This is a genomic window from Pseudomonas sp. BIGb0278 (assembly GCF_024809895.1).
GTDB classification, from domain to species: domain Bacteria; phylum Pseudomonadota; class Gammaproteobacteria; order Pseudomonadales; family Pseudomonadaceae; genus Aquipseudomonas; species Aquipseudomonas shirazensis.
In genome coordinates this window covers 338735-359989 of sequence record NZ_JANUEL010000004.1, presented here as the reverse complement: position 1 = coordinate 359989, position 21255 = coordinate 338735, and the positions used below count along the sequence as shown (strand labels likewise).

The following is a 21255-nucleotide window of genomic DNA, read 5'->3' as shown; positions in this document are numbered from 1 at the left end:
CCATTGGGGCCGCCTTGCGGCCCCAATCGTTTCACCACCCCTTGTGATCCCGGGTACTGCTCGGTAACGTGCGCACTTCACCCGCCGCGTCCCCGGAGCCTCACCCATGCGTTGCACCCCTCCTCTGCTGCTCGCCACCCTGCTGCCACTGTTCGCCGGCTGCCAGATGCTGGCCGACAAACCGGTCGACCCTGACCTTGGCACCACGCGCATGCAGGGCGAACTGAGCGCCAGCGGCGGTCATCTGCTGTTCAAACCTTGCAGCGAAAGCCGCTCGTTCGTGGTCAATGATGCCGGCGCCACGGGCATCCTGCAGGAAGCCTCGAGCCTGGCCCACGGCGCTGGCGACAAGCTGTTTGCCGATGTCCGCGGGCGCCTTGCCGGCAGCAAGCAGGCCAACAGCGACGGCCAGCTGGATGTGCGCCGGCTGTATCGCCTGGAGCCTTCGGCCAGTGCCTGCGACGACCCCAACTTCAAGCAACTGACCCTGCGCGCCGGCGGCCATGCGCCGGAATGGGACATCAAGGCCAGCGGCAAGGGCATGGTCCTCAACCGCGCCGGCCAGCCGCCGCTGCCACTGCCGTTCCTTGAAGAGCAGATGCCCGGCGGTGGCCTCAACCTGTCCAGCGAAGCCAATGGCCAGCGCATCGAACTGTGGCTCGCTCCGCAGCGCTGCGTCGACAGCGTCACCGGCGCCGTGCGCCACCTGCGTGCCGAGCTGCGCGTCGATGGCCAGACCGTGCACGGCTGCGCTTACTACGGCGGCGCCCGCGACAACTGATCGCCTAGTGGTTTTTATCCTGCCTTTGAGCCCGGCGAACAGCTTATACTTGGCGGTTTGTGTAAAGCCGCCGGCCGCCAGAGGCCGGGATACTGGATCCTGCCATGCTACGAATCACTGAACTGAAGCTGCCCCTGGACCATCCTGACGAAGCCCTGCGCGAGGCCATCCTCCAGCGCCTGGGTATTGCCGATGACCAGTTGCTGAGCTTCACCCTGTTCAAGCGCAGCTACGATGCTCGCAAGAAGAACAGCGAACTGCTGTTCATCTACACCATCGACCTGCACGCCAGCAACGAAGCCGAACTGCTGCAAAAATTCGCCGACGATCACAACATCAGCGTTGCCCCCGACGTCAGCTACAAGTACGTCGGCCAATCTCCTGCCGAGCTGCAGGAGCGGCCTCTGGTAGTCGGCTTCGGCCCGTGCGGGATCTTTGCCGGGCTGTTGCTGGCGCAGATGGGCTTCAAGCCGATCGTGCTCGAGCGCGGCAAGGAAGTCCGCCAGCGAACCAAGGACACCTGGGGCCTGTGGCGCAAAAGCGTGCTCAACCCCGAGTCCAACGTTCAGTTTGGCGAAGGCGGCGCCGGGACCTTCTCCGACGGCAAGCTGTACAGCCAGATCAAGGACCCGCTGCACCACGGCCGCAAAGTGCTGGAAGAGTTCGTCAAGGCCGGTGCGCCAGACGAGATCCTGTTCATCAACAAGCCGCACATCGGTACCTTCCGCCTGACCGGCATGGTCGAGAACATGCGCGAGCAGATCATCGCCCTCGGTGGCGAAGTGCGCTTCGAGCAAAAAGTCAGCGACTTGCTCCTCGACGGCGAACAGCTCACCGGTGTGGTCCTCGACAGCGGCGAACAGCTGCACGCGCGGCACGTGGTGCTGGCTCTGGGCCACAGCGCGCGTGACACCTTCCGCATGCTGCACGCGAAGGGTGTGTTCATGGAAGCCAAGCCGTTCTCGGTCGGTTTCCGCATCGAGCACCCACAGACCTTGATCGACAAGGCGCGCCTGGGCAAATACGCCGGCCACCCGAAACTCGGCGCCGCTGACTACAAGCTGGTCTATCACGCCAAGAACGGTCGCTCGGTGTACAGCTTCTGCATGTGCCCGGGCGGCACTGTGGTTGCGGCAACCAGCGAGCCTGGCCGAGTTGTGACCAATGGCATGAGCCAGTACTCGCGTAACGAGCGCAATGCCAACTCGGGCATCGTCGTCGGCATCGACCCAGAACGGGATTACCCGGGCGGGCCGCTTGCCGGCATCGAGTTGCAGGAGCGGCTTGAGACACTCGCCTATGAGCTGGGCGGCAGCAACTACCAGGCGCCGGCGCAACTGGTTGGCGACTTTGTCGCCGGTCGGCCTTCGACCGCGCTGGGCAGTGTCGAGCCTTCGTACAAGCCGGGCGTGACCTTGGGTGACCTGGCGCTGAGCCTGCCCGATTTCGCAATCGAGGCCATCCGCGAGGCACTGCCGGCGTTCGATCGGCAGATCAAGGGCTACAACCTGCACGACGCAGTACTGACCGGGCTCGAGACGCGGACTTCCTCGCCGCTGCGCATCACCCGTGATGCCAGCTTCCAGAGCATCAACGTCAAGGGCCTGTTCCCGGCCGGTGAAGGTGCAGGTTACGCGGGTGGTATTCTGTCGGCAGGTGTCGACGGCATTCGCATCGCTGAAGCCGTAGCGCGGGATATTCTCGGGCTGCAGTGAGCTGAAACCCAGGCGTAAAAAAACCCCGGTCGGCACTGCCGATCGGGGTTTTTACATTCAGCGCGGCTGTCAGTGGGTGACGCGGCTGGTGCCATCTACAGTCATGATGCGGACACGCTCGCCCACGCGGAAGATTTCATTCTCCTGCACGGCCTGTACGTAAGCACGGGTGCTGCCGTCATCTTCACGTACGGTGACTTCGACGCCCTGGGTGCGGGTGATGCCTTCTTCAGCAGCCGAACCTGCCAAGCCACCGGCTACAGCACCGATCACAGCGGCAACGATGCTGCCGCGACCGCCGCCAATGGCGCTACCGGCCACGCCGCCGACCACAGCACCGGCGCCGCCGCCGATTGGGGTCTTGGTGCCTTCGATTTTCACCGGACGCAGGGCTTCGATGGTACCCATGCGTACGGTCTGCACGCGGCGGGCTTCATCACGGGAGTAGCTGTCACCGGTCAGGCTCGAGGCACAACCGCCGAGCAGCAGCGACATGGTGGTGAACGCCACCACCAGAACAGATTTACGCATGGGTTGTATCTCCATAAGACAGGTGACCATTAGACGCTGCAGGTTGACGGCTGTCACGGTGCATACGTAACAAAAATGCATTCATTCAGCGTCGGTACAGGGTGTGTGCTGACGCTTGATTGTCAGACCTTGGATCGGCTTGGATTACTGCATTGGGTTTGGGATTGGTTGGGGCGATTTTTGGGGGATTGGGGCTTATCCATTTTGTGTGGTGGCAGTGATGGCCCCTTTCGCCCTTACGGCGAGTCACTTTTTTGGCAAACGCCCCAAAAAAGTAACCAAAAAAGGGCTCGCTCCTACATACGGCCCCTTCGCTGCGCTACGGGGTTCCCTCGCTCCGGCCTTGCTCCCGGGAGGACCGCGCTGTACGGGCCATCCTGGCCCGCAGCGCTTGACGGCCATCCATGGCCGTCACCTCCCTCCGCAAGACCTGCGCTCGGCCTCCTGAAGTCGCAGGTAGATCAAGATCAAGAGCACGCCTCGCTGCGCTGGCGCAAAGCGGCATCGGCGTGACCGCTGGTTTTGGGTCGGATTGAGATTGCCGACGCTGCTGCACGGCCCAAGTTTTTGACTTTGACTTTGCTCTGACTCTTGATCTGCGCCAGCGCAGCGAGGCGTGCCTTTGATCTTGATCTGCTTTTGATCTTGATCCACCGGCGACTCAGGAGGCCGAGCGCAGGTCTTGCGAAGGGAGGTGACGGCCATGGATGGCCGTCAAGCGCTGCGGGCCAGGAGGCCCGTACAGCGCGGTCCGCCCGGGAGCAAGGCCGGAGCGAGGGAACCCCGCAGCGCAGCGAAGGGGCCGGATGTGGAGCCAAGCCCTTTTTTGGTTACTTTTTTGGGGCGTTTGCCAAAAAAGTGACTCGCCGTAAGGGCGAAAGGGGCCCAATCAGCCACCACAAAAAACGGATAAGCCCACAGTAACCGCGAACAACCCCGAGCTGCCAAAGCACCCCAGGCCGCCGCCTACCAACCTCAGGGAGCCAACCGCTCCCGAGCCCAATGCCCCGCCCCCAGACGATAATTCAGTCGATCATGCAACCGGCTAGCCCTACCCTGCCAAAACTCAACCCGCTCCGGCAGCAAACGATACCCCCCCCAATGCTCAGGACAATGCGGCTGAGTCTGCGAAAACCGCTCTTCAGTAGCCTTGACCAAAGCCTCCAGCTCTTCACGCCCAGCAATCACCCGACTCTGCGGCGAAGCCCAAGCCCCAAGACGACTCCCCAGCGGGCGCACCTGGTAATAGTCATCGGACTCCTGCGCAGTAACCTTCTCAACCCGCCCCTCAATCCGCACCTGACGCTCCAGCGCCGGCCAGAAGAAGGTCATCGCCGCAAACGGGTTAGCCTGCAAATGCTGCCCCTTCGCGCTGTCATAGTTGCTGAAAAAGGTGAATCCCTGAGCATCCAGGCCCTTCAACAGCAACACCCGGCAATGCGGACGTCCATCGGCATCGACCGTAGCCAGCGTCATGGCATTGGCCTCGACCGGCGCCTGTTCGGTTTTTACAGCATCGGCAAACCACTGGTGGAACAGCGCAAACGGCTCATCCGGCGCCTGGCTTTCGGCCAGGCCATCACGGGTGTAGTCGCGGCGCATATCGGCCAGAGATTGAGTCATGACAGCACTTCCTTGACGATCAGTTGGTCTTCGCAGGGCTGTTGGCAGCGACTTTCTTGTCGGCCGTGGTTTTTTTCGCGGCCGGCTTGGCGGCCGGCTTCTTGGCAGCAGTCTTGGCTGCGGCCTTCTTGACCGGGGCTTTGGCCACGGCTTTCTTCGCCGCAGGCTTGGCAGCGGCCTTGGCTGCAGGCTTGCTGGCTGCAGGCTTGGCCACCGGGGCCTTGCTGTCTTGAGTGGCGACCACAGCGGCCGGGGCCGGCGCCAGGTTCGGCTGCTGGTATTTGGCCAACAGGGCCAGCATGGTGTTCTGCGGCGTCATCAGCAATTCGACGCGGCGGTTCAAGGCGCGGCCTTCGAGGCTGTCGTTGGCGGCGCGTGGCATCACCGAGCCCATACCTTTGAGGCTCAAACGGTCGCGTTGCAGACCACTCAGGCGGAAGATAGCCGAGACCGAGGCAGCGCGCTCAAGGCTGAGCTTCTGGTTAACGGCAGCGGCACCGCTGCTGTCGGCGTGACCGAGAATCAGCACGGCAGTTTTCGGGTCGACTTCAATGGCCTTGGCCAGACGGGTGATCGGCCCCAAACTCGCCGGCAACAGCATGTTCGGGCGGTCCGGGTTGTACGAGCTGTCGACCGGAATGGTCACGGCCAACAGGTCTTCGCGGCGCTCCACTTCAAACTTGCTGTCCTTGACCGCTTCACGCAGCTTTGGCTCGTACTGGTCAAGCCAGGCCTGGGTGGCCTTGTGATCAATCTTGGGAACGACCGGCCCCTTGGCCTGGGTCTCTTCAGAGCCGAACGGCCACCACCAGCGGCTGCTGCTTTCGGACTTGGCGTCGGCTTTGGCAACTTTCTCGGTCACCGCCTGCTTCACTTCCTGATCGGCAACCTTGTCCGAGCCAAACGGCCACCAGCTGTGTCCGCTAGTCGAGGAGGCATCCTGCGATTGGCTGGCACAACCGGTCATGGCCAGGCACAGGGCGAGTGCTAAGGTTTTTTGTGAAGACATCAGCGATACACCATGAAATTGAAGGAAATTTTGCCTGCAGTAGCAGGCATTGGCATTGAGCATAGTCAAACCGCACGGGCATTACCCGCACTAGCCGATCAAAGGCAACTGGCGAGCACCCGCACCAGCTTCTGCGCTCTTGGGTCCATCAGCACGTAAGGGCCGAGGGTATTGGTGACGAAGCCAAAGGCAACATCGTGCTCGGGGTCGGCGAAACCGACCGAACCACCGGCGCCCGGGTGACCGAATGCGCCAGCACCGAGGCCGAAGGTGGCGTTGGCTACGGTTGGCTGGTCCAGCATGCAACCCAGGCCGAAGCGGGTCTGGATCAGCAAGGTACGGTCTTCACCGAGACTGTGCTCGCGGGTCAGTTCATCCAGCAACTCGGATTCGAGCAAGCTGCCGTCGAGCAGGCCGGCATAAAAACCGGCGAGGCTGCGCGCGTTGCCGTGGCCGTTGGCCGCAGGCTGCTGCATGCGTCGCCATTCGGGCTTGTTGGTACTGGTCAGGATTGCTGGTGGGTTGGTGAACGCTCGGGTTGAAAGCGCCTCTGGCTCGCGCATGGTGACCTGCAGCAGGCGCTGCGCAGCCGCATCGCCTGAATTGCCCTTGCCGCGGGCTATATGCGCCACACGGTGGAATTCTTCATCTGCCAGGCCAATGTGAAAATCCAGCCCCAACGGCTTGGCCGTGCGGGCGACGATCGACTCACCCGGACCGCGGCCGTCAGCTCGGCGAATAAGCTCGCCGATCAGCCAGCCATAGGTGATTGCCGCGTAGCCATGCTCGGTGCCTGGGGTCCACCACGGCGTTTCTGCGGCCAGCGCGGCAGTCATCGCTTCCCAGTCGTACAACGCCTCGGCGGGGAGCAGCTCACGGATTGCCGGCAGGCCAGCGCGGTGGCTCAGTAACTGACGCAGGGTCACGGCTTCTTTGCCGGCTTGAGCGAACTCCGGCCAGTAGCGTGCTACCGGGGCATCCAGCGCCAGCTTGCCCTCGCCCACCAGTTGCAGGGCAGTCACGGCGGTGAACGTCTTGGTGCAGGAGAACAGATTGGCGATGGTGTCGCTATGCCAAGCCTGCTGCCCATCCTTGTCGGCACTGCCGGCCCACAGGTCGATCACGGTGTCGCCACCGACCTGGATGCACAACGCCGCACCGCGCTCCTGGGAATCCTCGAACAAGGCGGCGAATGCTTCACGCACCGCCTCGAACTTCAGCTCATAGTGACCCTGAATCTGCACCGCCAGCTCTCCGTACGACTCGAGTTTGCAAAGGCGTGCATTGTTTCAGTAGTTGACCATTTTGCCTACTGAATGTGGCCGGATGGTTGTCAGGAAACGTCGCCAAACAGCTCTGCAACCAGCCCCATGCGCCTCATGGCACCGGCTTGCTGACCACCGTGCGCAGCTCGTCGATTACCTGCTGATTACTCCGGCGCACCGCCTCGACAAAGCCCGGATAGGCCACATCGGTGATCGCCACCAACCCAAGATGGCCGTTTTCGCCATCGAGCAGGCGGCCACTGGCAGGCTGATCCAGATACTGGAACCAATGCGCACCGACGATCATCGGCTGGGCCATGGCGGCCTTGAGGAAGTTGGCATACGCCGGGCCACGGTCCTCCTCGCGCGCCAGTTCCACCGGCCCCGGCCAGAACGGCCCACGGTCGCGCGAACCGAACTGGAATTCGGACACCAGCACCGGCTTATCCAGCTCGGCCAGGCGAGCAAAGTCGTAGCCGTCGTCAGGCTTGAGGGTATAGAAGTTGAAACTGAGCACATCGCAGAACTCGGCGCAGGCCTTGACCGCCTGTGGGCTGCTCAGGGCAAAGCGGCCTCCGAGCAACAGGTGGTTGGGCGCATGCCAGTTGAGCGAATCGGCGATGGTCTTGAAATAGGTGTCGGCGAACACCTGTTGGAAGTACTGGTAATCGCGTTCGATTTCCGGGTGCTCGGGGTTGGGCAGCGGTGCTTCGAAGCCTGGGTCTTCCATTAGCTCCCACGCCTGCAGCTCGATGCCCCAGGCCTTGGACAGCCCTTCCTGATTGCGGTACTTGTCGCGCAGCTGCTTGAGGAACGCGCGCTTGGCCGGCACGTCGGTGGTCAGGCGCAGGGTGCCGAAAGCGAGGCCATAGCGGGCCCGCGGATCATCACCGGGTGCGGCCCAGGCCAGCTCGTTGTCGGCAAAGTAACCGATCAGCCACGGGTCATCGCGGTGATCACGGGCAGCAATCGCTACAGCACGTTCGGTGGCCATGGCAAAGCGTGGGTCGAACGGATCGGGCATGCGCCCCCACCAGTCCATGCCCGTGCTGATGCTGGCGTAGTCGCCAACGATCGACAACGGCAGGGTGTAAGGCACCCGTTTGGCCAGGCCCAGTTCAGGATCGCTCCAGTTGCCGAGGGTATTGAAGCCCCACGCCTGCAAGCGATTCAGAGCATGCGCCTGCCAGCGGCCGGCATCGATCGCCATCGGCGGGCACGCCTGGCTGGTCGGTTCGGCGGCGGCCGGGGCACAGCTGTGGCCATGGCTGCGTTGCAGGTTGGCTGCGTAGAAGTCGAACCAGCGGCCCTGCTTGAATGCGCGCCCCTGCGAAGACGCATTGCCATCATCATTGTTGCCTTCCCCGTAGAACGCGGCGAAGGGCTCGTTGACGCCGGGCAACGCGGTGAACATGCCCTCGCGACCAGCAACATAGGTACGCCCGCCATCAGCGGCCACAGCGTTTACGCCCAACGAGAAGAACGGATGGCCGTCAGGCGTCACCAGGAACCAGCGGCCATCGCGTTTCTCTGTACGGAAGAAGCCCTGAGCCTCGAACGCAGGCCCGGCCAGCAGCCCACCGTACGGGTCAAGCGCTTGCTTGCCGCGCTCTGCCAGCCAGACCTTGAGCTGCGCCTGCTCGCGGCTATCGGCAGCTTTGAGCTGGTCATCGCTGACGATTCGCTCCGGCCAGCGGCCCCGCGTCGACTGGCCATAAGCGTCGATCAGGCCGGCATAGGCTGCCTTGAAGGCGAGATCGTCATCTTGTAGGCCGACCCTCTCGATCAGCAGGCTTTGCGCCACGTTGGGCTTGGGGATGCTCAGAGTCACCGAGCTGATCTGCTTCAGGTCCACCTCGCCGACGCTGCTGGTCAGCAGCAAGCGCTGGCCGTCGTAGGTCCATGGCATCGGTGGGCCGGCACGCATGCCTTGGCTCAGCGGCGAGCTGGCGGTAAGCGGCACCATTACCGTTTGCGCAGGCCCGGCCGGCAGGTCGATGCGGCTGGTGAGGGTGCGGCCATCGCTGCTCTGCACTGTGACGTCGACCGTCAGCGCCCAATCCATCGCACTTTGCAGGCGCAAGGTGAGGGCCTTGCCGGCCGACCAGTCCCACGCCCCACCTTGCGGGCTCAGGCCCAGGCTTGGGCGTTCGACCGGATTGAACACGACGCGGCGCAGTACCTCGCCCTCTGCGGTCTGTTCGGCGTTGTATTGCGGCATGCCGGCGTCGGCGGTGATGACATTGACCACCGAGGCCGGCCGCACGAAGCTGAACAGCGTCTGCTGCCCAGCCAGCAAGGGTGAGCAGAACAGCAGCGTGAAGACTGCGGGCAAGGTGCGTCGAATCATAGAACTGGAGCTCTCCTTCAGGGCCGCGGGGAGCCCGTGACTGAGTAATGGACAATAGGCCGGAGCTGCACGCTCCAGCCGTCAGGAAATTTCCCGCCGGAACGGCGGTAGCGCATTGAGGATAGCCTTGCCGTAGCGCTGAGTGACCAGGCGCCGATCGAGCAAGGTGATCACGCCGCGGTCCTGTTCGGTGCGCAGCAGGCGACCACAAGCCTGGATCAGCTTAAGCGAGGCGTCGGGTACGGCGATTTCCATGAATGGATTACCTCCGCGCGCTTCGATCCACTCGGCCAGAGCGGCTTCGACCGGGTCATCCGGCACCGAGAACGGGATCTTTGCGATCACCACGTGCTCGCAATATGCGCCAGGCAGGTCGACCCCTTCGGAGAAACTGGCCAGACCGAACAGCACGCTGTGCTGGCCGTCGTCGACCCGCGCCTTGTGCTTGTTCAGGGTTTCTTGCTTGGACAGGTTGCCCTGAATCAGCACCAGCTTGCGCCAGTCACGATCAAGGCCATCGAATACGTCCTGCATCTGCTTGCGCGACGAGAACAGTACCAGCGCACCCCGCGCCTCTTCGAGCATCGCCGGCAGTTCGCGGATGATCGCGGCGGTGTGCCCGGCAGCATCGCGCGGATCGGCGCCCAGATCAGGCACCCGCAGCAACCCGGCATCGCCGTGCACGAACGGGCTCGGCACCACACAGGTTACTGCGTCCCTTGGCAGGCCGGAGCGCATGCGGAAGCGGTCGAACTTGCCCAGCGCGGTCAGCGTTGCCGACGTCACCAAGGCGCCGTGGGCAACGCTCCACAAGCTGCGCCGGAGCATCTCAGCTGCGAGGATCGGGCTGGCGTTTACCTCGATGTCGAACAGCGCACCGGTCTCGGCCAGGGTCAGCCAACGCGCCATCGGCGGGCTATCCTCCGGGTCCTCGGCGGTGAACGCCGTCCACAGCTCCCAGTTGCCCTGAGCCCGAGTCACCAGGCTGCCGAACAGCGGGTACCACTCTTCGGCCTGGTGGCTGGCGATACCGATGTTCTTCTCGCCATCCATGCCTTCCTTGAGCAGGTCTGCCAGGCGCGTGAACAGGTCATTGAGCTGGGAAAAACCCTTTTTCAGCTCGATGCCGACTTCGCGGATATGCTCCGGCACCACCCCGCCCTCAAAGCGGTAGCGTGGCCGCTCGCGGCCTTCGGTGTCTTCACCGGGCTTGAAGTCTGCAATCTGCTCGCAAAGGGTAAACATGAACTGCTGCTGGGTGCGGATTTCACGCGCCAGCTCCGGCACCTGTTCGATGTACTTGCCCAGATCGCCCGGCAGCGGGTGCTGGGCGAGCAGCTTGGTCAGGTTCTTGGCCGTCTGCTCAAGCCAGTCGGCGGTCGAGCGCAGCCGCGAATAATGGGCAAAATGACCAATCGCCTTGTCCGGGAGGTGATGGCCTTCGTCGAACACATAAATGGTGTCGCGTGGGTCAGGCAGCACCGCGCCGCCGCCCAGGGCCAGGTCAGCCAGGACCATGTCGTGGTTGGTGACGATCACATCGACCTTGCCCATGCCTTCTCGGGCCTTGTAGAACACGCACTGCTGGAAGTTCGGGCAGTGACGGCCGGTACATTGGCTGTGGTCGGTGGTCAGGCGCGCCCAGTCCGGGTCTTCGATGGTTTCCGACCAGCTGTCACGGTCGCCATCCCAGCGGTTGCCGGCGAGCTTCTCGATCATGCTGTTGAACAGCTTCTGGCTGCGCTCGTCGACTTCGATATGGAAGCCTTCTTCCTCGAACAGCTGCGCAGTGGCCGACTGGGCGTGGCCTTCCTGCAACAGTACGTCGAGCTTGGACAGGCACAGATAGCGGCCACGGCCCTTGGCCAGGGCAAAGCTGAAGTTAAGACCACTGTTGCGCATCAGGTCAGGCAGATCCTTGAAGACGATCTGCTCCTGCAGCGCCACGGTGGCGGTGGCAATCACCAGGCGCTTGCCGGCGACCTTGGCGGCGGGGATGGCCGCCAGGGCGTAGGCGACCGTCTTGCCGGTACCAGTGCCCGCCTCGACGGCAACCACGGCGGGGTCACCCGAGCGTCGACCTTCGTCGTCGCAGGCAATATCGCCGAGCACTTTCGCTACTTCGGCAATCATCAGGCGCTGGCCGTAACGTGGCTTAAGGCTCTTGGCTTCGAGAAAACGCGAATAGGCGCCCTGGATGGTGGCTTTGAGTTCGTTGCTGATCATGGTCTGCAGGCGCCCGAAGGGCTGGATATATTTTCAGTGTTTTGCATGGCCGGCTATCATACCCCGCTCGCGCCCTTTATGCCGCATGGAGATCCCGATGCTGAGCTTTACCCTACCCTACACCCTGCATGTGCTAGCCGCCCTGGTCTGGGTCGGCGGGATGTTTTTCGCCTGGCTGATCCTGCGCCCGGCAACGGTTGCAGCCCTGGAGGGGCCGGCACGGTTGCGCTTGTGGCTGGAAGTTTTCCGACGCTTCTTTGTCTGGGTCTGGGTCGCTGTGGCGATTTTGGCGATCAGTGGTATCGGCATGTTGCACATGCGCTTCAGCGGTTTCGAAACTGCGCCCAAGTACGTGCAACTGATGATGGGCGGGGCGATCGTGATGTTTGCCTTGTTCCTGCGCGTGCAGGCCTTGCTGCTGCCTGACTTGCGTGCCGCGGTGCAGGCCGAGGATTGGCCGGCAGGTGCTGCTGCGCTGGGGCGGATTCGCCGCCTGGTGGGCATCAACCTGCTGCTGGGGCTCGCCGTGGTAGCGGTTGCCAGCCTGCGTCTGCCGCTCTGAACGGTGCGCCGCGCAGGCAAACTGCGCGGCGGCAAGCCCGGTTACAGGCGTCGCAGAATCAACTCACCCTCTGCGCCCGCCAGGCCAGCCTGGCCTTCAACGCCCGGCCGGCCCTTGGCCCCAGCGTCGGTGCTATACACCAGGCAACCCTTGCTGGCGCCGCCTGCGCCAGGTTTGCCCGCTGCGCCAGGTTTGCCCGGCAGGCCCCCATCCAGGCGTACGACAATGCGCTGCTCGGGATAGTCAGCCGGCACCGCCAGACGAATCCGCCCACCCGCTGCACCGTCATGGCCGTTGCCACCATTGTCGCCATCAGCGCCGCGGCTGGCCTGGCCCCAGGTGCAGCCACCGGCCTTGCCATTGGCGCCATCCAGGCCCACATAGCCCGGCGCACCGGCACCACCACGGGCGTCGATCGACAACTGCTCGGCGTCCAGTGCATGCAACTGCAGGTCAAGGCTGCGGCCGCTGCGCGCGGCGCGTTCATAGCTACCCGGCGCGCCATTGGCGCTGATCTCGCTGCCGCTGGCGAAGCGCGCCGAGGCTGCTTCGATGGTCAATTCCGTGTCGGCCGGAGCGACGGCAATGCGCGCATCTTGGCCAAGTTCCAGTTGCTCGACCTTGAGCGAGGTGAGTGACGCCGGCAACAGCAAGGTTGCCGAATCCGCCACCCGCAGGTGTTGCAGATGAACAGTGCCGGCCTTGTTGGCCAGGCGCATCACCGAGTTGGCAGCAACATCCAGGCTGTCTGCCTGGGCCCATGGGCTGGCCAAGGCCACCAACAACATCAATTTACGCACGGCGGGGCGCCTCCTGAGGCTTGGGAATCGACATCACGTGAAAAATTCCTGTCAGCAAAATCTGCAGACGATCGAACCAGCGGTGGCTACGGTTGCGCAGGCTGGCGTTGAAAAACAGTACTTCGAGCATATGCAGGCCAAGCAAAAGGATGCCCGCCGCATTGATCAGGAGATTGAACGGCAGCGGCTGCGGCATTAGCAGATTGACCAGCACCACCCACCAGAACACGACCGTCAGGGCCTTGCCCAGCCCCAGGATAAATTTCATACCCCGCCCTCCTTTGCCAGTCAGTTAAGCCTGTTGGGGCCGCTGTGCGGCCCTTCGCGGGTGAACCCGCTCCCACAGGTACAGTTGCGCAATCCTGTGGGAGCGGGTTCACCCGCGAAGACCGCACAGCGGTCCACTGGCAAGCCGACATCTTCGTCCACAGTAACTTCATTGATGGGCGCCCGCCAAGCATTGCCTCAGGCCCGGCACCCAGTTGCACACCGACGGTCAACGCTCGATCTTGATCTCGGTCCGGCGGTTCATGGCACGCCCCTCAGCAGTAGCGTTGTCGGCCACTGGCTGGGTTTCGCCGGCACCGACTACCGACACCACGCTGCTGCGCGGCACGCCGCTTTCGACCAGATAGTCAGTAACCGAATGCGCGCGGCGCTCGGACAACTTCTGGTTGTACGTGTCGGAACCAACGCTGTCGGTGTGCCCGGTGACACTCAGACGGGTGCTCGCCGCTTCCTGCTTGAGGCGGGTGGCGATGGTATTGAGGCGTTCCTTGTCGGCCGCAGTCAGCCGCGCAGAGTCGAACTCGAAGTGCACGTCACGGATGACGATGACTTCTTCCTTGACCACGACCACCTCTTCTACCACTGCTACCGGTTCAGGTGGGCAGCCATTGGCATCGACCTGTACCCCACGCGGGGTGCCCGGGCACTTGTCGCGGCTGTCCGGCACGCCATCGCCGTCTTCGTCACCGTCGCCATTGGCCCAGCAGTAGCCGGCGGCCAGGCCACCGCCAAGCAGCGCGCCCCAGCCGGCCCAGCTCGAGCTTTCGATAGCGCCAAGGGCGGCGCCGCCCACACCCCCGACGGCAGCACATGTCGGCCAGTCGGTTTTCTGCAAACCTGCACAACCAGTCAACACACTGGTCAGCAGCACCAAGGGTATCGCCGTGCGAACTATGCTCATCTGTTGCATCTCCTAGGGGGAATCGGCATAAGGCCGATCTGTGCCAGTAAAGACCGCGCATTCCCGATCTGCCAGCAATGAGCCATGCTGGTGTGCCACAGCCCTTTGCCGGCAAGCTCTAGCCAGCTAGGCTTGGTGACCCTGAACGGAGATAGGCAATGACCGACGGTTTTTCCCAACGCACGCCGCAACAAGCCCTCGCCGCCTTGCTCGAGCGCGTGCAACCGCAGCGCCTGCTGCTGGTGGGCACGCGCTTCCCGGCGCTGGATGCCTTTGCCCAGGCGCACCCACAGGTGGTTATCGAAGTGGCAGCGCCAGGCGTGCTGCCGGGGCCGCTTGCCGCCCAGCGTTTCGACCTGGCGGTGCTGGTCGACTGCCTCGAGCACTTGCCCAAGCGCACCGGCCTGGAACTGCTGGCAGGCATCCGCAATCTGAATGCCAGCCGCCTGGCGGTGCTGGCCGACTTGAGCGCCTGCGGCTGGCAGGACACCGAGTTTTTCTCGCTGGCGATGTCGGCCAGCGAGAAATTCGGCCGCGAGCAGCAGGTGTTGAGCCTGTTCACCTATGATCTACATGACTACAAGCAGGTCCCTGACTGGCTCAACGCCAGGTTCTGGGCCAACCCTGAAAACTTTGGCAAGTACTGGTGGTGATGTGATGAGTGTTTCGGTTTGCCCTTGCGGCAGTGGCAACCTGCTCGACGCCTGCTGCGGGCATTATCATGCCGGCACCCCGGCGCCAGACGCCCAGGCATTGATGCGCTCGCGCTACAGCGCTTACGTGCTGGGCCTGATCGAGTACCTGGTCGCAACCACCCTGCCGGCTCAGCAAGATGGCCTGGACCGCGCTGCAATTGCTGCCTGGAGCGCGCAAAGCACCTGGCTGGGGCTTGAGGTGGAAAGCGCCGAGGTGCTTGGCGGTCAGCCTGAGCATGCGTTTGTCACCTTCATCGCGCGCTGGCACGACGCTCAAGGCGAACACGCCCACCGTGAGCGTTCGGCATTCGTCCAGCGCGATGGCCGTTGGTACTTCATTGACCCAACGGTCGGCCTCAAGGCCACGCGCAACGACCCCTGCCCCTGTGCCAGCGGGCAGAAGTTCAAGAAGTGCTGTTCCAGTTACGTCGGTACTTGACCGTGAACGCCCTCGCCCGCCTGCTCCTGACCAGCTGCGTCCTGCTGCTGACCGGCTGCGCAGGCTGGAGCGGCGAGCAATGGCGCGAACCACAGGTGCATCTGGTCAGGGTCGAAACAGTCAAGGCGCGCCTGCTGCAACAGGAGTTCGTCATTCACCTGCGGGTCGACAACCCCAATGACAGCCGCCTGTTCATCCGCAACCTGAATTACTCGGTGCGGCTCAACCAGTTGCTGCTGGTCGACGATGAGGCGAGCATCTGGCGCAGCGTCGCCGCCCATGAGGGGCGGACCTTCAAGATCACCGCCCGCACCAACCTGTGGAAGCAGCTCAAACCGTTGGCCAAGCTGCTCAAGAGCAGGCAGCCGCTGCGCTATTCACTGCAGGCCGAGCTGAATACCGGGCTGATCATCTGGCGGGGCCTGCACTTGTCGCGCAGTGATGAGATAATGCCCGGCGATTTCTTACCGGAGTAACCTGCAATGACTCAGCAACCGCATGTTCATGGCCCTGACTGCAACCACGATCACGATCATCAGCATGATCATGACCACGGCCATGTGCACGGTCCACACTGCAACCACGGCCACCAGGAGCCGGTGCGCAACGCTTTGAAAGACGTTGGCCGCAACGACCCGTGCCCGTGCGGCAGCGACAAGAAGTTCAAGAAGTGCCACGGCGCCTGATCTTCGCTCGCTGACCGCTGCCGCAAGCAACTGCAGCCTTTGGCCGTGATTGCTTGCGGTTGATGCTTTCCGATCCAGCCAAATCCCTTTTTTGTCACACCTTGCAGGAGCCTCTTCAATGGCCGCCCCCGCTTTTCCTCCTTTGCGTCCCCGCTTCGCCAGCCTGGCGCTGCTAGGTCTGCTTGGTCTTGGCGGCTGCCAGATGAGCGCCGTGCAAGACAGCGTGCCGCCGACCACCGGCGTGCAACCGCTCAAAGGCCTCGCGCAGAACGTTTCGCTGCGGCGCAATGCCATGGGCGCACCGCTGATCGAAAGCAGCAGCTTCCACGATGCGCTGTTCACGCTGGGTTACGTGCACGCCGGCGACCGCATCGAGCAGATGCTCGGCATGCGCCTGCTGGCTCAGGGCCGCCTGGCGGAACTGGCCGGGCCAGAAGCGCTGGATATCGACCGTTTGATGCGTGCAGCCAATCTCAAGCAGAGTGCCAATGCCCTGTACGCCGACGCTTCGCCGCGGCTCAAGCGCTTCTTTGAAGTGTACGCGCGTGGGGTCAACGCCTACCTGTACCGCTACCGCGACAAGCTGCCGGGTGAGCTCGCCCGTAGCGGTTATCGCCCTGAATACTGGAAGGCCGAAGACAGCGCGCTGATCTTCAGCCTGTATGCCTTCAGCCAGTCAGTCAATCTGCAGGAAGAACTCAGCGCCCTGACCCTCGCGCAAAAAGTCGGCAGCGACAAGCTCGCCTGGCTGCTGCCAGGTGCGCCTGACGAGCCGCTGGCCGAAGGCGAAGTCGACAAACTCAAGGGCATCAACCTGGCCAGCCAACTGCCTGCCCTGCCTGCCCTGGCCAGTGCCAGCCAGAAGCTCGCCGACCTGGGCCTGCTTGGCAGCCCGGGCTCGGTCAACCTGGCCCTCGGCCCACAGCGCAGCCGCAGCGGCAAAAGCCTGCTGGCCAGTGACAGCCGCGCCGCCTGGGCCTTGAGCCCGGTACAGATCCACACCGGCAAGTACCAGGTTGCCGGGCTGTCGTTGCCGGGCCTGCCGATCGTGCTGGCCGGCTACAACGGCAAACTGGCCTGGAGCAGCAGCGCGGTCATGGCCGACAACCAGGATTTGTACCTTGAGCAACTGCGCCGCCAAGGCAGCCAGCTGACTTACCTTGCCGATGGCAAATGGCTGCCAACGCGTGCCCGCAGCGAGACCTTCTTCGCCCGCGGCCAGCAGCCACTGCGCGAAGTGCTTTACGACACTCGCCATGGCACCCTGCTCGGCCAGCCTGTCGGCAACGGCCTCGGCCTGGCCCTGAGCCTGCCGCAGCTGAAGGGTGATCGCAGCCTCGACGCCTTGTTCGACCTGACACGCGCCACCTCGGTGGAGCGCGCCTTCGACAGCACCCGCGAGGTCGGCGCAGCGGCGCTCAACTTCGTCTTTGCTGAGCCGCAGCACATCGGTTGGCAGGTCAGTGGGCGCTACCCGAACCGCCGCGAAGGCCAGGGCTTGCTGCCCTCGCCAGGCTGGGATGGGCGCTATGACTGGGACGGCTATGCCGACGCCATGCTCCACCCGTACGACCAGGACCCACCGTCCGGCTGGCTCGGCCATGCCAACGAGCGCAGCCTGGCCAAGGGTTACGGCATGCAGTTGTCCAACACCTGGTACTACCCCGAGCGCGCCGAACGTCTCGGTCAGCTGGCTGCCAATGGCCGCCACGACAGCCGCAGCGTGATGGCCCTGCAAAACGATCAGGTCAGCTTGTTTGCCGACAAGCTCAAGCAGATGTTCAGCGCACCCGGCATGGCCCAGCCGCTCAAGCAGGCGATCGCGGCACTGCCACCGGCCCAGCGCGACAAGGCCAATGCCGCGCTGGCTCGGCTGCAAGCTTTCGATGGTCGCCTGAGCCCAGTGTCGGCAGATGCCGCGCTGTATCAGCTGTTCCTCCAGGAAGTGGCCCGGCAGACCTTCCTCGACGATCTTGGGCCTGAATCCGGCCCTGCTTGGCAAGCCTTTGTCAGCAACGCGCAGTTGTCCTACTCGGCGCAGGCTGATCACCTGCTGGGCCGCGATGACAGCCCGTTCTGGGATGACCGCACCACCGCGCAAAAGGAAGACAAACCGGCGATCCTGGCCCGCAGCCTGGCCGCCGCGATCGACACTGGCACGGCGCTGCTCGGCGCCGACCGCAAGGCCTGGCAGTGGGGCAAGCTGCACCAGTACCGCTGGCCAGCACCGGCCTATCACGGCCTGGGTGACGCTATCAGCCGCGCGCCAATGGCGGCTGGCGGCGACTTCAGCACCCTGGCCCTGACGCCATATGCCTGGGGCAGCAACTTCGACACGCAACTGCCAGCCTCGGCGCGGATGATCGTCGACTTTGGCCAGGCCGAACCGCTGCAACTGCTGACCAGCAGTGGTCAGTCCGGCAACCCGGCCAGCCGTCACCACAGCGATGGCCTGGACGCCTGGTTCAAAGGCCGCTTCATGAGCCTGCCGCTGCAACCGCAGAACTTCGCCCGTGCCTACGGTAGCCAGCGCCTGACCCTGGTACCGGGCAAGTAAGCCCACGTCCGACTGCCCGCACAGCCCTGGCTGTGCGGGCAACCTCAGCCAGACAATCCGAACTTCGTCGCGCCAGCAACGCTCCTAGCTATAACTCCCTAGCCAGCGGCCTGCCATGGACCTTGTGATTGCTCGCCCCGAAGGCCTGTACTGCCCACCCGGTGATTTCTACATCGACCCGTGGCGCCCGGTTGATCGCGCGGTGATCACCCACGGTCACGGTGATCACTCACGCTCGGGCAACAATCACTACCTGACCGCGGCGCCCGGTGCCGGCATCCTGCGCAGCCGGCTCGGCCAGCACATCAATCTGCAGACCCTGCCCTACGGTGAACGCCTGGAACACCACGGCGTGAGCTTGAGCTTCCACCCGGCCGGGCATGTGCTCGGCTCGGCGCAGGTGCGCCTTGAGTACCAGGGCGAGGTATGGGTCGCCTCTGGTGACTACAAAGTCGAGCCCGACGGCACCTGCGCGCCGTTCGAGCCGGTGCGTTGCCACACCTTCATCACCGAATCGACATTCGGCCTGCCGATCTACCGCTGGCCGCCGCAAGCGGTGATTTTCGCCGAGATCAACCAGTGGTGGCGGGCCAATCGCGAACAAGGCAAGGCCAGCGTGTTGTTCTGTTATGCCTTCGGCAAGGCCCAGCGCATCCTCTATGGCCTCGACGCCAGCATCGGGCCGATCCTGGTGCATGGCGCGGTCGAGCCGTTGAATCGGGTCTATCGCGAAGCTGGCGTGGCCCTGCCAGAGACCCATTACGCCGGCGACTTTGCCCGCAACGACCCGCTACTGCGCGAGGCATTGATCATGGCGCCGCCGTCGGCTGGCGGCAGCAGCTGGATGAAGCGCTTCGGCGAGTACAGCGATGCCTTCGCCAGCGGCTGGATGCGCCTGCGCGGCACCCGCCGGCGGCGCGGGGTCGATCGCGGTTTTGTGCTGTCTGATCACGCTGATTGGCCGGGGCTGTTGTGGGCCATCGCCCAGACCGGCGCCGAGCGGGTCATGGTCACCCATGGTTCGGTCAATGTGCTGGTGCGCTATTTATCCGAGCAAGGCCTGGACGCGCGGGCCTTCGTTACCGAATACGGCGAAGAAGACGACACCCGCGAGGTTCAGCCATGAAGGCTTTTGCCGAGCTTTACCTGCGCCTGGACGGCACTACCTCGAGCAACGCCAAGTTGCTGGCCTTGCGCGAATACTTCAGCCAGGCGCCAGCGCAGGATGCTGCCTGGGCGGTGTACTTTCTTGCCGGCGGCCGGCCGCGGCAACTGGTGCCAACCCGCTTGTTGCGCGAGCTGGCCATTGAATTGTCAGGCCTGCCCGACTGGCTGTTCGAAGAGAGCTATCAGTCAGTGGGCGACCTGGCCGAAACCATCTCGTTGCTGCTCCCCGACAGCGCCCATGCCAGTGATCAAGGCCTGGCTGAGTGGATCGAGCAGCATCTGCTGCCATTGCGCGGCCAGCCCCAGGAAGAGGTACGCGCGCGCCTGCCAGTGCTGTGGGCGCAACTTGACCGGCAGAGCCTGATGCTCTGCCTGAAACTGATCACCGGCAGTTTCCGCGTGGGCGTGTCGAAACTGCTGGTCACCCGCGCACTGGCGCAGTTGGCCGACCTCGACGCCAAGCGCGTGGCCCAGCGCATGGTCGGCTATACCGACCTCAGCCATAAACCGAGCCCCGCCAGCTACCTCAAGCTGATCGCCGCCGAGTCGGCCGACGAGCACAGCCAGCGCGGCGGCCAGCCGTATCCGTTCTTTCTGGCCCATGCGCTGCAAGCGCCGACCGAACAATTCGACGCCCTGCTGGGCCCGGTCAGCGACTGGCAGGCGGAGTGGAAGTGGGACGGCATCCGCGCGCAGGTGGTCAAACGCGAGGGCCAGTTGTGGATCTGGTCACGAGGCGAAGAGCTGGTGACCGATCGCTTCCCCGAGCTGCACAGCTTGGCCAGCAGCCTGCCGGACGGCACCGTGCTGGATGGCGAGATTCTGGTGTGGAAACCGGGCTCCAGCAGCGACGATGTCGCCGTGCAGCCCTTCGCCCTGCTGCAACAACGGCTCGGCCGCAAGACCTTGGGCAAGAAGCTGCTCGGCGATGCTCCGGTGGTGCTGCAGGCCTACGACCTGCTCGAATGGCAGGACCATGACTGGCGCAGCCGCCCGCAGCACGAACGGCGCGCCCAGCTGGAACGGGTAGTCGCCGAGTACCCGCAGGTGCCGCTGCTGCTGTCACCACTACTGACCGGCGACAGTTGGGCCGACCTCGCCGAGCAGCGCGAACAGTCGCGCAACCTCGGTGTAGAGGGGCTGATGCTCAAGCAGCGCGATGCGCTCTACGGGGTTGGCCGGACCAAGGACATGGGCCTGTGGTGGAAGTGGAAGATTGACCCGTTCAGCGTCGATGCCGTGCTGATCTATGCCCAGCGTGGCCATGGCCGGCGCGCGAGCCTGTACAGCGATTACACCTTTGCCGTGTGGGACGCACCGGCAGGCACGCCTGGACGTGCGCTGGTGCCATTCGCCAAGGCCTACTCAGGCCTCAGCGATGCAGAAATGCGCAAGGTCGATGCAATCGTGCGCAAAACCACCGTGGAAACCTTCGGCCCGGTGCGCAGCGTCACCCCGACGCTGGTGTTCGAACTGGGCTTTGAAGGCATCGCGCTGTCCAAGCGGCACAAGAGCGGCATCGCCGTGCGCTTCCCACGGATGCTGCGCTGGCGCCTGGACAAGCCGGTCGAGGAAGCCGACGACCTGGCCACCTTGCAGGCCCTGCTGAGCTGAAAACCGTGATCGGGATCTGCCTGCGCGCATGCGCAACGCCGAAGTT

At 63.9% G+C, this 21255-nt stretch carries 19 protein-coding genes; 10 read left to right on the top strand and 9 right to left on the bottom strand.

Annotation, left to right across the window (positions count from 1 at the left end; all coding sequences use genetic code 11):
- Nucleotides 1–106 precede the first annotated feature (106 nt).
- On the top strand, nt 107–781 hold the full coding sequence (locus M2396_RS17040; protein WP_101321804.1) for a COG3650 family protein: 675 nt from the start codon (nt 107–109) through the stop codon (nt 779–781).
- 104 nt (nt 782–885) lie between these two features.
- Nucleotides 886–2496, top strand: a complete 1611-nt coding sequence (locus M2396_RS17035) for an NAD(P)/FAD-dependent oxidoreductase (protein ID WP_259076191.1) — start codon at nt 886–888, stop codon at nt 2494–2496.
- Between the two features lie 69 nt (nt 2497–2565).
- On the opposite strand, the gene M2396_RS17030 is transcribed toward M2396_RS17035, so the two are convergent.
- From M2396_RS17030 to dinG, 6 genes are all read right to left on the bottom strand, one after another.
- The gene (locus tag M2396_RS17030; protein ID WP_150573613.1) at nt 2566–3027 is read right to left on the bottom strand and encodes a glycine zipper 2TM domain-containing protein; all 462 of its coding nucleotides are present in this window, start codon (nt 3025–3027) and stop codon (nt 2566–2568) included.
- Between the two features lie 975 nt (nt 3028–4002).
- Complete coding sequence (gene pdxH, locus M2396_RS17025; RefSeq protein WP_259076188.1) at nt 4003–4650, bottom strand: pyridoxamine 5'-phosphate oxidase; 648 nt, start codon at nt 4648–4650, stop codon at nt 4003–4005.
- A 19-nt stretch (nt 4651–4669) separates the two neighbouring features.
- Complete coding sequence (locus M2396_RS17020) at nt 4670–5659, bottom strand: OmpA family protein (protein WP_150570555.1); 990 nt, start codon at nt 5657–5659, stop codon at nt 4670–4672.
- 98 nt (nt 5660–5757) lie between these two features.
- Nucleotides 5758–6903, bottom strand: a complete 1146-nt coding sequence (locus M2396_RS17015) for a serine hydrolase domain-containing protein (protein WP_259076186.1) — start codon at nt 6901–6903, stop codon at nt 5758–5760.
- Nucleotides 6904–7036: 133 nt separating this feature from the next.
- A complete protein-coding gene (locus M2396_RS17010) occupies nt 7037–9274 on the bottom strand; it encodes a beta-agarase (RefSeq protein WP_259076184.1) in 2238 nt (745 codons plus the stop codon).
- A gap of 81 nt (nt 9275–9355) precedes the next feature.
- A complete protein-coding gene (gene dinG, locus M2396_RS17005; RefSeq protein WP_101321811.1) occupies nt 9356–11500 on the bottom strand; it encodes an ATP-dependent DNA helicase DinG in 2145 nt (714 codons plus the stop codon).
- A gap of 97 nt (nt 11501–11597) precedes the next feature.
- On the opposite strand from dinG, the gene M2396_RS17000 reads away from it, so the two are divergent.
- Nucleotides 11598–12062 (top strand): CopD family protein, encoded by a 465-nt coding sequence (locus M2396_RS17000; protein WP_101321812.1) that lies wholly within the window; start codon nt 11598–11600, stop codon nt 12060–12062.
- A 41-nt stretch (nt 12063–12103) separates the two neighbouring features.
- Here the strand turns inward: M2396_RS17000 and M2396_RS16995 are convergent, their stop codons facing one another.
- From M2396_RS16995 to M2396_RS16985, 3 genes are all read right to left on the bottom strand, one after another.
- On the bottom strand, nt 12104–12862 hold the full coding sequence (locus M2396_RS16995; protein WP_259076180.1) for a collagen-like protein: 759 nt from the start codon (nt 12860–12862) through the stop codon (nt 12104–12106).
- Entirely contained in the window at nt 12855–13130 is a 276-nt protein-coding gene (locus M2396_RS16990) for a DUF1145 domain-containing protein (RefSeq protein WP_101321814.1), read from the bottom strand. The genes M2396_RS16995 and M2396_RS16990 overlap by 8 nt, the downstream gene beginning before the upstream one ends.
- 228 nt (nt 13131–13358) lie before the next feature.
- Entirely contained in the window at nt 13359–14051 is a 693-nt protein-coding gene (locus M2396_RS16985; RefSeq protein ID WP_103438335.1) for an OmpA family protein, read from the bottom strand.
- 158 nt (nt 14052–14209) lie between these two features.
- Between M2396_RS16985 and M2396_RS16980 the strand changes: the two genes are divergently transcribed.
- The 7 genes from M2396_RS16980 (at nt 14210) to M2396_RS16950 (ending at nt 21209) form a co-directional block, all read left to right on the top strand.
- A complete protein-coding gene (locus M2396_RS16980; RefSeq protein WP_101321816.1) occupies nt 14210–14704 on the top strand; it encodes a DUF6231 family protein in 495 nt (164 codons plus the stop codon).
- A gap of 4 nt (nt 14705–14708) precedes the next feature.
- A complete protein-coding gene (locus tag M2396_RS16975) occupies nt 14709–15185 on the top strand; it encodes a YchJ family protein (RefSeq protein WP_188036554.1) in 477 nt (158 codons plus the stop codon).
- Between the two features lie 2 nt (nt 15186–15187).
- The gene (locus tag M2396_RS16970) at nt 15188–15661 is read left to right on the top strand and encodes an LEA type 2 family protein (protein ID WP_101321818.1); all 474 of its coding nucleotides are present in this window, start codon (nt 15188–15190) and stop codon (nt 15659–15661) included.
- A 6-nt stretch (nt 15662–15667) separates the two neighbouring features.
- Nucleotides 15668–15871 carry an SEC-C metal-binding domain-containing protein gene (locus M2396_RS16965; RefSeq protein ID WP_101321819.1) on the top strand — a complete coding sequence of 68 codons (204 nt, stop codon included), beginning with the start codon at nt 15668–15670 and terminating at the stop codon, nt 15869–15871.
- 118 nt (nt 15872–15989) lie between these two features.
- Nucleotides 15990–18428 (top strand): penicillin acylase family protein, encoded by a 2439-nt coding sequence (locus tag M2396_RS16960; protein WP_220632450.1) that lies wholly within the window; start codon nt 15990–15992, stop codon nt 18426–18428.
- A 115-nt stretch (nt 18429–18543) separates the two neighbouring features.
- Nucleotides 18544–19554: a ligase-associated DNA damage response exonuclease gene (locus M2396_RS16955; protein WP_103438348.1), complete on the top strand. Its 1011-nt coding sequence runs from the start codon at nt 18544–18546 to the stop codon at nt 19552–19554.
- Nucleotides 19551–21209: an ATP-dependent DNA ligase gene (locus M2396_RS16950; RefSeq protein WP_150570559.1), complete on the top strand. Its 1659-nt coding sequence runs from the start codon at nt 19551–19553 to the stop codon at nt 21207–21209. The genes M2396_RS16955 and M2396_RS16950 overlap by 4 nt, the downstream gene beginning before the upstream one ends.
- Nucleotides 21210–21255 lie beyond the last annotated feature (46 nt).

What these genes read in the sequence shown, in the direction of transcription:
- M2396_RS17040 (WP_101321804.1), top strand. Translation starts at nt 107, where the DNA reads ATGCGTTGCACCCCTCCTCTGCTGCTCGCCACCCTGCTGCCACTGTTC.
- M2396_RS17035 (WP_259076191.1), top strand. Translation starts at nt 886, where the DNA reads ATGCTACGAATCACTGAACTGAAGCTGCCCCTGGACCATCCTGACGAA.
- M2396_RS17030 (WP_150573613.1), bottom strand. Translation starts at nt 3,027, where the DNA reads ATGCGTAAATCTGTTCTGGTGGTGGCGTTCACCACCATGTCGCTGCTG.
- pdxH (WP_259076188.1), bottom strand. Translation starts at nt 4,650, where the DNA reads ATGACTCAATCTCTGGCCGATATGCGCCGCGACTACACCCGTGATGGC.
- M2396_RS17020 (WP_150570555.1), bottom strand. Translation starts at nt 5,659, where the DNA reads ATGTCTTCACAAAAAACCTTAGCACTCGCCCTGTGCCTGGCCATGACC.
- M2396_RS17010 (WP_259076184.1), bottom strand. Translation starts at nt 9,274, where the DNA reads ATGATTCGACGCACCTTGCCCGCAGTCTTCACGCTGCTGTTCTGCTCA.
- dinG (WP_101321811.1), bottom strand. Translation starts at nt 11,500, where the DNA reads ATGATCAGCAACGAACTCAAAGCCACCATCCAGGGCGCCTATTCGCGT.
- M2396_RS17000 (WP_101321812.1), top strand. Translation starts at nt 11,598, where the DNA reads ATGCTGAGCTTTACCCTACCCTACACCCTGCATGTGCTAGCCGCCCTG.
- M2396_RS16990 (WP_101321814.1), bottom strand. Translation starts at nt 13,130, where the DNA reads ATGAAATTTATCCTGGGGCTGGGCAAGGCCCTGACGGTCGTGTTCTGG.
- M2396_RS16985 (WP_103438335.1), bottom strand. Translation starts at nt 14,051, where the DNA reads ATGAGCATAGTTCGCACGGCGATACCCTTGGTGCTGCTGACCAGTGTG.
- M2396_RS16980 (WP_101321816.1), top strand. Translation starts at nt 14,210, where the DNA reads ATGACCGACGGTTTTTCCCAACGCACGCCGCAACAAGCCCTCGCCGCC.
- M2396_RS16975 (WP_188036554.1), top strand. Translation starts at nt 14,709, where the DNA reads ATGAGTGTTTCGGTTTGCCCTTGCGGCAGTGGCAACCTGCTCGACGCC.
- M2396_RS16965 (WP_101321819.1), top strand. Translation starts at nt 15,668, where the DNA reads ATGACTCAGCAACCGCATGTTCATGGCCCTGACTGCAACCACGATCAC.
- M2396_RS16960 (WP_220632450.1), top strand. Translation starts at nt 15,990, where the DNA reads ATGGCCGCCCCCGCTTTTCCTCCTTTGCGTCCCCGCTTCGCCAGCCTG.
- M2396_RS16955 (WP_103438348.1), top strand. Translation starts at nt 18,544, where the DNA reads ATGGACCTTGTGATTGCTCGCCCCGAAGGCCTGTACTGCCCACCCGGT.
- M2396_RS16950 (WP_150570559.1), top strand. Translation starts at nt 19,551, where the DNA reads ATGAAGGCTTTTGCCGAGCTTTACCTGCGCCTGGACGGCACTACCTCG.